Origin of the sequence: Lysinibacillus sp. (assembly GCF_032093475.1) — a bacterium.
Classification (GTDB): Bacteria; Bacillota; Bacilli; order Bacillales_A; family Planococcaceae; genus Lysinibacillus; species Lysinibacillus irui.
This window is the reverse complement of record NZ_DAMDAY010000098.1, coordinates 1-13240: the sequence shown is the minus strand read 5'-3', so window position 1 is coordinate 13240 and position 13240 is coordinate 1. Positions and strand designations below refer to the sequence as shown.

Below are 13240 nucleotides of genomic sequence, written 5' to 3'. Positions count from 1 at the left end.
AAAGCAGTACTTAACTGTGCTAACTAAAAAAGCGACCTTATTGATGAGTTACCTTCGCGAAAAAACGGACTAGATTATCCCGCTTAAAATGAAAATGCCACTTACATATTTTCAAACTAAAGAAAATCAACTACAATAGACGGATGGTAGAAACTCTAAATTCTACCTATTTATCTTTATTTATACAAAATACACTAGAGGAGCACGACGATGAAAAAGAAGTTTTTATCTTTACTCATGACCATAATAATGGTCCTATCCGTTAGCGTATCGGTGTATGCCGATGAAACATCGCCAGTAGCGACAAGAGGAGATATCGTTACAACCTTGTTGACAGCAGCAGATGCTTATCAACCAGGAATTAACAAAGCAACTGTAATACAAGGCTCTAAAAACGGAGATTTAAGAGAGAATGAGCCAGCTAAGAAAGTGGAAGCATTAGTCATGTTGAGCAGAGCATTCGGTGAATTGCCAGAGCCAGTTGGCAATGACCTTCGCAGTGGAACATTTGACATTGAGTTTACAGATGTACCTGCATGGGCAAAAAAAGATATCGATAAACTGACAAAAGCAGGCGTCCTGACGGGTAACGCTGACGGTACCTTAGGTGCAAATGACACGATTACGATTGCTGAATTCCAAAACATCATCGCTAGAATATGGTCACTTAAAGGCTCACATTTAAATGATGATTTTTATGAAGCAATCAATAAAGAATGGTTAAATAAATCAACAATTCCGGTAGGAGAAATCATGGGTGGTGGTTTCCCTGAGCTTCAAAAGGAAAATACCGATAAAATTGAAGAAATAATAAACGCGCTCTCTGGTAAAGAATTTGCAGAAGGCACTAAGGAACAAAAAATTGCCGACTTCTATTCGACAGCGTTAGATACAAAAAATAGAAATAAGCAGGGGATTGAGCCCATCCAAAAATATGTAAAGGCAATTAACGAAGCTAAAACTCTTGATGAACTTGTTCAAGCAGATCTTGCTCAAGAAAAAGAATTAGGACTAAGCTCACTTTTCGGCTTTGCCATCATGAACGATGCAAAGAACAGCAGTGAAAATGCATTGTATTACGCCGGATTAGCAACTGGTTTGGATAAGAACAGTTTTGTTACGGAAGATGCAAATGCAAAAAATGCCTATATTGAATATATGACAAAACTTCTTGTAGTATCTGGCGAGGAAGAGTCTACAGCGAAAGCACTTGCTGAGCAAGTTTACGAAATGGAAAAAAGCTTAGCTTCTGTGTCGCTCGATCCTCATGAACAAGGCGATGTTAATAAATATTATAATCCATATACAATTCAACAATTCGATGACATGTTTAAAACTGTAGATATGAAGCAAGTCTTGACATCTATGAAGGTCGACAGTGCTGATAAAGTAATCGTATTCGATTTAAAGCTGGCGGAAAAAGGTGCGGAAGTCTTGAATGATACGAACCTTCATGTGCTTAAAGCTTACTCGAAAGTGCAATTACTTATGGCAACAGGCAGTTTACTATCAGATGAATTTGGGGACGCTGCTAATGAGTTTGCTGCAACGTTATATGGAGTTACAGGAGAAAAAACAGAACAGGAAAACGCTGTAGCCCTAACAACGAGTACAATGAGCGGATATTTGGAGCAAATGTTTGCCGAGAAACATTTTTCACCAAATGCTAAAAAAGATGTTGAGCAGATGGTAGAGAAGTTAATTACTACGTATGAAGAGAGAATTAAATCTCTTGATTGGATGTCTGAAACAACAAAAGCGAAAGCTATTAAAAAGCTGGATACTATGATCGTTAAAATCGGTTACCCAGATAAGTGGGATGCGACATTAGATAACGTAGCGATCAAGACTTATGACGAAGGCGGTTCACTGTTCTCTAATACCTTTGCAGTAAACAAAGCATACATTGAGAACACGAAAGCTAAGCTAGGAAAACCGGTGGATAGATCAGAATGGGTAACGAGCGTATACACTGTAAATGCTTTCTACAATGCTCTTAATAACGAAATTACATTCCCTGCTGGTATTCTGCAAGCTCCTTTCTATGATATTAACGCTAAACCTGAAGAAAACTATGGTGCTATTGGCATGGTTATTGGTCATGAAATAAGCCATGCTTTTGATAACAACGGATCTGCCTACGACGAACATGGAAATGCAAATAACTGGTGGACAGATGAGGACTTTGAGAAATTCAAAGATAAAAATCAGAAATTGATTGAGTTTTATAATGCTATTGAGATTATTCCAGGAGTATTGAACGACGGGCAGCTGACACTAAGCGAGAATGTCGCTGATTTAGGTGGGATGGCTGCTTCACTACAAGTTGTCTCTCAAATGAGTAATCCTGATTATAAAGCCTATTTCGAAAGTAATGCAGAAATGTGGAAATCCACAACTACAAAAGAATTTGCAGCGGTTCTGAGCAAAAACGATGTACATTCAGCCAATAAAATTCGAGTAAACCGTACGATTGTAAACTTCCAGCAATTCTATGATACCTATGGAATTAAGGCGGGAGATGGCATGTATGTAGCCCCGGAGGACCGAGTTTCTATCTGGTAAAATTTAATTATATCGATAGCTGACTAAGAAGACCATTTAATGTAAGGCTGTATATTCAAAAACATCAAAAAGACAGATTTAATCGACAAAGCTTGTTGATTAAATTCTGTCTTTTTTCCTGAATCGCTAATCCTACGAGGGCCAGTTATTTTAAGAAAAAGATATCTCAACTAAAATCTTTATCTTATTAAGTATAACTCTGGCGACTGATAATATTGCGCAAAACACTTTTAACTTGTTGAGAAGTCTGCACAATATCATCGCCATTTCTTCACGAGCATCAGGCTTTTACCATATGATATGTTTATTAAAACGCTAGTGTCTCAAAAAGATAATAATAAACTATTTAAGTTTCAGGAGCTGCGTTACCTTCATATATTTAAAACCAACTTTTACTAGGAAATTCTGTACAAAAGTAATGTCATTTTCGTGTATCTATCGTATAATAAGTGTCAACACTTTTCACCTGAAAATCCAATTTTTATCTTTATTGTAATATCCAATCAGTAGAGGGGGATTACTTTCATGCAAGTAGTTGAAAAAGCATTTGGCTATATTACGAGAGAACGTGAGGAACAAATACAAGTACTCGTATTTGAACAAAATACCATAGGGGCAGGTATTCAAGTTCCAAAAGGTACAGTTGAGGAAGGTGAAACACCATTAGAGGCAGTGAAGCGTGAAATGTTGGAGGAGACAGGTCTCACATCGCTTGTCGTCCAGGGACTCATTGCACAGGATTACTTTAATCATCCGTCAGGTATTTTACAGAAACGATATTTTTACCATTTAACCACGAATGAATCACCAGATTCTTGGCAGCATCATCCAACGGGATTGAACGAAGGAGACTTACTATTTTCTTTTTATTGGATTTCGGTAGAGCAAGATGCATTGTTGGCGAAGGGGCATGGGGATTATTTATATCGTTTATTAGCCAAGGTGGAAAATTGAGCGTTCAATAATAAAAACCGCGTCATACTAGGCGCGGTTTTCATGTTTCTTCAATTATGCTCGTGCAGCAATCTCCAAAGCTTGTGTGAAATCAGCAATTAAATCCTCTACATGCTCAAGCCCTACAGAAAAACGTAAAAGGCCATCTGTAATCCCACGTTTTGCACGCTCCTCAGGCTCCATAGCAGCATGACTCATCTTTGCTGGGTAGGAAAGAATTGATTCCACTCCCCCAAGTGAGACTGCAAAAACAGGAATTGTCATCGCTTCGACTAATGCTTTTGCAGCTGCATAACTTGGTAGACGGAAAGATAATACAGCTCCAGCACTTGTACATTGTTGCTGATGAATGGCATATCCTGGGTGTGAGGCAAGTCCAGGATAGTAGACTTGTTCCACCAGTGGGTTACTAGCTAAAAATTCTGCAATTTTTTGAGCAGATTCAGCAGAACGACTAAAGCGTACATCGGTTGTTTTAATATTTTGTAATAGTGTGAAAGAATCCTGTACACCTAAAATATTTCCGAATGAATTTTGGATAAAATATAGCTCTTGTCCTAGCTTTTCATCAGCTGTGACTGTTAAGCCAGCAATGATATCAGAATGGCCAGATAAAAACTTTGTTGCACTATGAATGACTACATCAACACCAAGTTCTAATGGCCGCTGGTGTAATGGGGTCATAAAAGTATTATCTAAAAATGTAAGACATTGATGTTGCTTCGCAAGTGCCACTACACCACGAATGTCGGTAATACCTAATGTTGGGTTCGATGGTGTCTCCATATATAATAGTTTTGTAGCAGGGGTTATCGCTGCCTCAACTGCAGCTATATCTGTAAAATCCACAAAACTATGGGAAATGCCAAAACGTGGTAACACTTTCGTTACAAAACGATACGTACCTCCATATACATCCTCCGTCACGACGATATGGTCACCTTGTGATAACAACATGAGTGCTGCTGATACGGCCGCAATTCCAGAAGAGAACGCATGAGCACGAACGCCACCTTCCAGCTCGGCAATAGCTTTTTCTAACGCATCTCTCGTAGGGTTGCCAGAGCGTGCATAGTCATATTCGCCAAACTCATCAATACTTTCTTGGTGGAACGTAGATGATAGATACATAGGAACGTTGACGGCCCCTTTTTGATTCGCATAGCCATCGCGAACCCCTGCGTGAATGAGACTAGTTTCAATATGTTGCTTCATTTTTTATGCCTCTTTTCTAAGGATATCGAACACTTGACGTAAGTCTGCAATTAAATCTTCTGCTTCCTCAATACCAACAGAGAAGCGTAATAAACGATCACAAACGCCGCGTTCAACACGTTCTTCATAAGGCATATCGGCATGTGTTTGTGTAGCCGGATACGTAATAAAGCTTTCGACACCACCTAGACTTTCAGCAAATGTAATTAACTTTAAGTTACGAAGGAATGGATCAATCCATTCAGGCTTTTGCAAACGGAATGACAACATACCACCTTTTCCTGTATAAAGTACATCTGTCACTAATTCCTCTTCCTCTAAATAAGCAGCAATTGCTTTCGCATTCACATCATGTTGTTTTAATCGAAGATGCATTGTTTTTAAGCCGCGAATAAGCAGCCATGAATCCATCGCCCCTAACACCATTCCACTGCCATTATGAATAAAACCAATACGTTCTGCTAATTCTGCGCCTTTCGCTACTACTAGACCAGCTAAGACATCATTATGTCCACCGATATATTTCGTAGCAGAATGTACTACTATGTCTGCCCCTAATTCGATCGGACGTTGGAAGTAAGGAGTATAGAAGGTATTATCGACAATTAATAAAGCTCCGTGCTTATGTGCTAATTCTGCATACACTTGTAAATCAAATTCCTGCATAAGGGGATTTGTCGGTGTTTCAATAAATAATGCACGTGTATTTTCATTAATTAATGCTTCCACTTGCTCAAGTGATTCAAATTTTGAATAGACAGCTTTGATATTATAAGTTTCTTGGAAGAAGTTAAAAAGTCTATATGTACCGCCATATAAATCATCTGGCACCACTAATTCATCGCCTGGTTTAAATATGGATAGGACTAGTTGAATGGCAGCCATCCCAGAGCTACAGGCAAAGCCCATGTCGCCACCTTCTAAATCTGCAATCCCTGCTTCTAAAAGAGCACGTGTTGGATTCTTTGTACGAGTATAGTCAAAGCCAGTAGATTCTCCAATTCCTCCATGTTTATAAGCAGTTGATAAATGAATTGGTGGACTCACAGCACCTGTTGCCGGATCACTTAAATTTCCTAGTTGTACAAGTTTTGTTTCAATACTTCTGTTTAATGTCATGACGTCACTCTTTTCTCCAATATTATTAAAAGCGACAAATTTCGCTTTCAATTTAATAGTATTCTCAATAATTGTTACCAATTTAACATGGATACCCAAGAAGAACAAGGGTGATTTCAGAAAATTAGCTAGATTATTTATTGTTAATCAAGTAGGAATAGTAGGGTATAGAATGTGATGACGTCAAATAAAACGAAGGGAGAGTGGTAATACTATGAAGTGGTAATACTATGAAAGGAAGCAGTGACCACCAAAAGAAGTAAATTTCAACATAGAAGCTCAAAATAAAAGCATCTGCCTCAATGTGACAGATGCTTTTGACCCTTATGTTAGGCTTGTTCTTTTTTTAGCAAGTCGCGAATTTCTTTGAGGAGCTCTTCTTTAGCATCCAGTTCAGGAGCTGGTTCTTCAACAACAGCTTCCTCTTTTTTACGAGTGAGTTTCGTCATGATTCGTAAGGCCATAAAAATAGCAAATGCAATGATTAAAAAATCAATGATTGATTGTAGAAATACACCTAAATTGACTTGGGCTTCACCTGAGCCAAAGACAAAGCTCTTTGTTAAATCAATACCACCTGTTAAAACACCAACTAATGGCATAATGATATTTTCAACTAAGGAGGTAACAATTTTACCGAAAGCACCACCAATAACAACTGCAACTGCTAGATCGACAATATTGCCTTTCATCGCAAATTCTTTAAAGTCTTTCCACAAAATAAATTCCTCCCTATTATTATCCATAAAATTAATCAATCTGTATTTTACTATATTTTTCCCAAACCTTTCAACCGCTTTCGTAGTGAAAATAGTAATCTTGTTTAATAAAGTACATAATTTCAAAAGATTTACTACCTATATCGTAAAATTTGGTAAAATGGATGAAGAATACTAGATTAGGTGTGACTTATGGCAAAGAAAAAGAATAACAAACCGATGTTATCATCAGCCACAAAATTGGGCATGATAGCATTATTAATTCCTATAGCGATAACTGTTTATGTCCTGACATTTTTTGCGTGGAAGGAACTTCAAACACTACCGATTTTCGAAAAACTCGCGCAACAAAAGGCGATTGAAGAAATTCAACAACATTTCGATATGAATATTCCAGAGAAATACATACCTATATATGTAGCGGCTGAGGAGAAATATGGTGTACCATGGACATTACTTGCAGCACACCATCGAATTGAAACACGTTTTTCTACTATAAAAACGATGGTTTCGTCAGCAGGAGCAGAAGGCCATTTGCAATTCATGCCTTGCACATTCGTTGGTTGGAAGCATCCCACTTGTTCAGGGCTAGGTAAAGGTAATATCACGAAGGCAGAATTAATGAACCCAGAAACCATTGCAAAATATGGAGGATTTGGCGTAGATGCAAATGGAGATGGCATAGCTGACCCATATGATATAGAGGATGCGGTATTTAGCGCAGCTAATTACTTATCTAAATACGGTGCTGCAAAAGGGAATATTAAGAACGCTGTTTTTGAATACAACCATAGCAAAGAATATGTAGAAGATGTGTTGTATTACTACAAATTATATGATGATTATCATGATGATCTCAAAGCGGCTGTTCTTATAAATAATGAATAATAAAGAGCCATCACATTGGATGGCTCTTTATTACATATTTAAGTTGCTTTACGCATACCTTTTAGAATAAGGCTGACGATAAAGATCAGCACGATAGCACCAATTAGTGCTGGGAATACGTAGAAATCACTTACTTTCCAACCCCAGTTCCCTAAAACCATACTACCAATCCAAGAACCAACAATACCTGCAATAATATTCCCAATGATGCCACCAGGTACATCCTTACCTAAAATTACGCCAGCTAACCATCCAAGAATTCCTCCGATGATTAAATACCAAATGAAACTAATCATTATTTTCATCTCCTTAAAATTAAGATATAATGGCGATTACTTAGTTATACCCTGAATAGAGTAGATTAAACGCATTGATCTTGTTTAGTAATTATTACATGCTTTAAATTAGGCTGGGGTATGATGCCTAATTTGCGTTGGCTGGAGGGATGACAGCCAAACCTTCTGCATAATTTATTGTGAAAATGTCCACATTAAATACAATACTTCTATATGGTCCATACATCGAATGAATCGCTTACTTCTATAGTATGTTCACAAATGAAATTTGTACCAGTATCTACAATCTACGCCAACTCCCCATTGTAAGTAGTATAAAATCAACCATCTAACTAAATTATTTGCAAAAACAGCCTGTTCATTCGCGACAACCCACATTTTTGTTGATGCAGAATTTCAATTACCTATCACCTATATGCATGTTCATTTTCCGTATTTGTTATAGGCTATTATTCATAGTTACCTAATCATTTTTCATTTTAGTGAAAGGAAAAATGGGAAAATCATCACTTTTTGAATAGTTTGAAAATTTTGTTTAAAACGATTATAATGTAGGAAAAGGAGCGTGTTATTTATGAATATGGCTGTCATGAAACGTTTGAATCGTCAAGGTTTTCTTATCGCTGGTTTGCATTTGTTAGTTTTACTAAATCTTGCAGCCGATTTCTTATACACAACGTAACAATTAAATAGAAAGGTGAATAAAATGTTTGTCTCATTCTAAAACAACCGTGTCGTGTAAATTATTTGCAGCTCACGGTTGTTTTTATTTTGACCAAATAACTGAAAAGAGGGATTTTTCTGCCAAATGTCAAATACATAGACATATAGGGGAGGGGTATGATGACGCTAAGATTAGATCAAGCATTCATTGATGTGGAGAGACCTTTTGCATGGTTGGACTTAGATGCGCTGGATAAAAATATCCAAATTGTACAAGATGCCTGTGGCGAGAAACAAATTCGCATTGCGACAAAATCGATTCGTTCTGTCGACGTGCTCCGGTATGTTCAAAAAAACCTCGCACAGGTTGTAGGATTTATGACGTTCACGGCTGCCGAGACGATTTTCTTACTTCAGCAGCAATTTGATGATGTATTACTAGGCTATCCGGTAATGGAGGAAGCGTCTATTCGCCGCTTGTTGCATTTCGTCAAAGAAGGAAAAACGGTTACTTTTATGGTTGATCGACAGGAACATGTCCAATTATTGGCGAGGTTAGGGGAAGAAATAGATGTACGTGTACAAATCTGTATCGATATCAATGTGTCGAATGATTTTAAAGTATTGTATTTTGGAACAAAGCGTTCCTCATTATATTCGCTTGAGACGTTAACTCCTTTCTTACAAGCTATTCAAAAAAATCCTTTCCTAGAAGTTGTTGGAGCGATGGGCTATGAGGCCCAAATTGCAGGGGTTGGTAATCGTCCTGCAAATGCTTTAAAAGGTAGGGTCATAGACGCCATGCAAGTGCAGGCCAAAAAACAAGTTACACAATTCCGTCGACTAGCTATTGCCCATATTAAAGCGTATTTTCCAAACCTACGCTTTGTTAATGGTGGTGGCTCTGGGAGTATGTCTTACACCGCCAAGCAAAAAGAAGTGACAGAAATTACTGTAGGATCTGCATTTTACGCTCCTGGACTATTCGATCAATTTACTCATTTACAGCTAGAAAAAGCAGCTGGATTTGCTTTAAGGGTGACGAGAAAGCCTGAAAAAAATATCGTTGTTTGTCACGGAGGGGGCTATACGGCTTCAGGTGCAGTAAACATGGACCGCTTGCCAGTATTCTATGAACCTACCACATTCGCATATCTTACCTTAGAGGGAGCCGGTGAGGTGCAAACACCTATTAAGGTCAAAGGAAAAACGGTCAATATTGGCGATACAATTTATTTTCGACATGCCAAAGCAGGAGAGCTTTGTGAGCGTTTCCAAGTGCTACATGGTATTCGAGGGGACAAGTATATCGGGCGTTACACAACTTACAGGGGGGATGGCCAATGTTTTCTATAGAAAAATGGCGAAATGGAGAAAAATGGACTAACTGGGCAGGGAATGTTATTTCATATCCAAGCGAAATGTATGCACCACATTCTATTGAAGAAGTTTCAACTATTGTAAAACAAGCACGCGAAACAGGAAAATCGATTCGTGTCACAGGTGCAGCTCATTCATTTAGCGCTGTGGCAATGCCGGAGCATATAGCTATTTCCCTACATAATATGCGTGGATTAATTGCTGTAAATGAGGAAAGGCAGGAGGCAACTTTGTGGGCTGGAACCTATCTCTATGAAATGGGTCCAATGCTGGCAAAACATGGCTTTGCTTTAATCAATATGGGGGATATTCAGGAGCAAACGATTGCAGGGGCAGTATCGACCGGCACACATGGTACAGGTGTTACACTAGGTTCATTGTCATCTGCAGTTATGGCATGGGGCTTTGTAGATGGAAAGGGTACTTATCATGAGCACAGGAGAGGGATGGACGATGTATCCGAAGCCCTTCATGTATCATTAGGTATGCTTGGTATTCTTGTCAAAGTTACGGTCAAGGTAATGCCACTATATGGCTTACATTATGTGGGGGCAAGAGAGACATTGAGCAATGGACTTACTACATTTGCTGAGGATATTCGTCTACATCGACATGTAGAGTGGTTTTATTTCCCTGGCAGTGAGACGATTCAAGTAAAGCGAATGAATGCTGTAGCGCCTATCTATCAAAGTGAATGGAATAAGAGAATTGAAACTCTAAAACTTCAAATAGTAGAAAATGGTGCTTTCTTTGCTATGTCAGAGCTATGTAAATGGAAACCTTCGTTTAGTGGTACGATGAGTAAAATAGCTGCTGCTAATGTCGTGGAAAGTGAAAAAGTAGGAATAAGCTATGAAATTTATCCTTCACCTCGTAGTGTAAAGTTTCAAGAGAGTGAATATGCCATCCCGTTATCTCACTTTGAAGCCTGTTTAGAAGAAATTCATGCAACCTTTAAAAAAGGCCTTTTTGATGTACATTTTCCATTAGAGTGTCGAACAACTGCGGGTGAAGCAGGTTTTTTAAGTCCTACGCAGGGGCGTGAGTCAGCCTTTATAGCTTTTCATATGTATAAAGGGATGTCGGAGGAGCCTTATTTTAAATGGGTGCATACATTGATGCAAAAATATGAAGGTCGTCCTCATTGGGGAAAACAACATCATTTAACAGCACAAAAAGTGTATGAGTTATATCCGGAGATCGAAAAGTTTTTAACGGTTCGGCAGCAGTATGATCCAGATCAAGTATTTTTTACAGGATACTTAAAAAAACTGTTTCTATTGTAAGCGCTCTCTCTATTTTTATATGATTCCACCTTGTCCTAGTATTTGGTAGGTCTATTATTTATTCATTTTTGTTTTTATCAGAAAAATTTAAATTTGAACGAAATGTCAAAATTTTTATCAAAGCGAGATAAAACTTATGCTTAATCAGCATGTAAACGATTTCAATTTTGACAGATTTTTTGAATTGTTTAAACAATTCAAAAAATAGTGTTGACGAGACCTTTTTTTCGTACTATGATAACAACAATTTAACACGTTCGTTACAGCAGTGATCGACTAGAAAGCTGTTAATCTATAAATAAAAACAAAAGAGACAGAACATTTTGATTATAGTGACGAACAAAGTATGGAAAGCAATGAGGGGCGTTTAAAATGAGAAGTGACATGATTAAAGTAGGCGTAGATCGAGCGCCACATCGAAGTCTTTTATATGCAACAGGCAAAGTAAAAGCAAAAGATTTAGGCAAACCATTTATTGGGGTTTGTAACTCTTATATCGACATAATACCAGGTCACGTTCATTTACGTACGTTCGCTGATGTAGTGAAAGAAGCTATTATTGAAGCGGGTGGTATTCCATTCGAATTTAATACAATTGGTGTCGATGATGGTATTGCAATGGGGCATATTGGGATGCGTTATTCATTACCTAGTCGTGAAATTATAGCAGACTCAGCTGAGACGGTTATTAATGCACACTGGTTTGATGGTGTTTTTTATATTCCAAACTGTGACAAAATTACACCTGGTATGCTTATGGCAGCGGTTCGTACGAATGTACCATCTATCTTTGTTTCGGGTGGTCCAATGGAGGCCGGTACCTCTGCTACAGGTAAGCAGCTTTCCCTCACATCAGTTTTTGAAGGAGTAGGGGCTCATAAATCAGGGAAAATGTCAGCTGAAGAGCTGTTAGATATTGAAAATAATGCATGTCCAACATGTGGTTCATGCTCAGGTATGTTTACAGCAAACTCCATGAACTGCTTAATGGAAATGCTAGGTGTCGCATTACCAGGGAATGGTACAATCGTAGCTACTTCTGAAGAGCGTCACCAGCTGATTAAAGAAGCAGCTAAACAATTAATTCGTATGGTAAAAGAAGATATTAAGCCACGCGATATTATTACAAAAGAAGCTATTGATGATGCATTTGCTCTTGATATGGCAATGGGTGGCTCAACAAACACTGTTCTTCATACATTAGCCATTGCGAATGAAGCAGAAATAGACTATAACATTGAAGATATTAATAAAGTAGCGGAACGCGTACCGTATTTAGCAAAAATTATGCCTGCTTCGGATATTTCAATGGATGACATCAATAAAGCCGGTGGAGTTAGCGCTATTATTAACGAATTAACAACGATTCCAGGTGCTATTCACCCAGATCGTCCTACAGTTGCAGGAGTGACAATGGGAGAACTTGTTAAAGATTATCACATCACGAATGATCAAGTCATTCGAACAAAAGACAATCCATATAGTGCTGTAGGTGGGTTATCCGTATTATTCGGTAACATCGCACCGGATGGTTCTGTTATTAAAGTAGGGGCGGTTGATCCTTCCATCCAAGTATTCAAAGGCGAAGCAATCGTTTTTGATTCACAAGAAGCAGCCCAAGAGAATATTGATAATGGAACAGTTAAAGAGGGCCATGTAGTCGTCATTCGCTACGAGGGACCTAAAGGTGGCCCGGGGATGCCAGAAATGCTTGCACCTACCTCTGCGATTCAAGGTCGTGGTCTTGGTACAAAGGTTGCTTTAATCACAGATGGTCGTTTCTCAGGAGCATCTCGAGGTATTTCAATTGGACATATTTCACCAGAAGCAGCTGAAGGTGGTCCAATCGCTTTAGTTGAAAATGGAGATATTATTGAAATTGATCTACCAAATCGTACGATTAATTTACAAGTTTCAGATGAAGTTTTAGCTGAACGTCGTGCAAAATTACCAGTCTTTGAGCCAAAAATTAAACGAGGTTGGCTAGCAAGATATTCAAAATTAGTGACGAACGCCTCAACTGGCGGCGTAATGAAAATTTAACAACTAAATATATGAAAACGTTGATGAGGTTAAAGGTTCTAGAGCCTTGTATCTACCAGAGAGCCGGTCGTGCTGGAAGCCGGCGATACAACTAGATCCGACATCCCCTCGG

10 protein-coding genes are annotated in these 13240 nt (G+C 38.4%); 6 read left to right on the top strand and 4 right to left on the bottom strand.

Annotated elements, in window-relative coordinates; translation table 11 throughout:
* Positions 1-210: 210 nt before the first annotated feature.
* Both RT445_RS17785 and RT445_RS17780 read left to right on the top strand, forming a co-directional pair.
* On the top strand, positions 211-2565 hold the full coding sequence (locus RT445_RS17785; RefSeq protein WP_313471120.1) for a M13-type metalloendopeptidase: 2355 nt from the start codon (positions 211-213) through the stop codon (positions 2563-2565).
* A gap of 525 nt (positions 2566-3090) precedes the next feature.
* Complete coding sequence (locus RT445_RS17780; RefSeq protein WP_274793520.1) at positions 3091-3519, top strand: NUDIX hydrolase; 429 nt, start codon at positions 3091-3093, stop codon at positions 3517-3519.
* 54 nt (positions 3520-3573) lie between these two features.
* Here the strand turns inward: RT445_RS17780 and RT445_RS17775 are convergent, their stop codons facing one another.
* From RT445_RS17775 to mscL, 3 genes are all read right to left on the bottom strand, one after another.
* The gene (locus tag RT445_RS17775; protein ID WP_274793519.1) at positions 3574-4734 is read right to left on the bottom strand and encodes an aminotransferase class I/II-fold pyridoxal phosphate-dependent enzyme; all 1161 of its coding nucleotides are present in this window, start codon (positions 4732-4734) and stop codon (positions 3574-3576) included.
* A 3-nt stretch (positions 4735-4737) separates the two neighbouring features.
* Positions 4738-5853: a methionine biosynthesis PLP-dependent protein gene (locus RT445_RS17770; RefSeq protein WP_274793518.1), complete on the bottom strand. Its 1116-nt coding sequence runs from the start codon at positions 5851-5853 to the stop codon at positions 4738-4740.
* 329 nt (positions 5854-6182) lie between these two features.
* Complete coding sequence (mscL, locus tag RT445_RS17765) at positions 6183-6572, bottom strand: large conductance mechanosensitive channel protein MscL (protein ID WP_274793517.1); 390 nt, start codon at positions 6570-6572, stop codon at positions 6183-6185.
* Positions 6573-6764: 192 nt separating this feature from the next.
* Between mscL and RT445_RS17760 the strand changes: the two genes are divergently transcribed.
* Entirely contained in the window at positions 6765-7460 is a 696-nt protein-coding gene (locus tag RT445_RS17760) for a lytic transglycosylase domain-containing protein (protein ID WP_274793516.1), read from the top strand.
* Positions 7461-7498: 38 nt separating this feature from the next.
* Here the strand turns inward: RT445_RS17760 and RT445_RS17755 are convergent, their stop codons facing one another.
* Positions 7499-7756, bottom strand: a complete 258-nt coding sequence (locus RT445_RS17755) for a GlsB/YeaQ/YmgE family stress response membrane protein (protein ID WP_274793515.1) — start codon at positions 7754-7756, stop codon at positions 7499-7501.
* Positions 7757-8599: 843 nt separating this feature from the next.
* On the opposite strand from RT445_RS17755, the gene RT445_RS17750 reads away from it, so the two are divergent.
* The 3 genes from RT445_RS17750 (at position 8600) to ilvD (ending at position 13128) form a co-directional block, all read left to right on the top strand.
* On the top strand, positions 8600-9775 hold the full coding sequence (locus RT445_RS17750; protein ID WP_312507279.1) for an amino acid deaminase/aldolase: 1176 nt from the start codon (positions 8600-8602) through the stop codon (positions 9773-9775).
* Positions 9763-11085, top strand: coding sequence for a D-arabinono-1,4-lactone oxidase (locus RT445_RS17745; RefSeq protein WP_274793513.1), 1323 nt, complete (start codon positions 9763-9765; stop codon positions 11083-11085). The genes RT445_RS17750 and RT445_RS17745 overlap by 13 nt, the downstream gene beginning before the upstream one ends.
* A gap of 372 nt (positions 11086-11457) precedes the next feature.
* The gene (gene ilvD / locus RT445_RS17740; RefSeq protein ID WP_274793512.1) at positions 11458-13128 is read left to right on the top strand and encodes a dihydroxy-acid dehydratase; all 1671 of its coding nucleotides are present in this window, start codon (positions 11458-11460) and stop codon (positions 13126-13128) included.
* Positions 13129-13240: the final 112 nt, after the last annotated feature.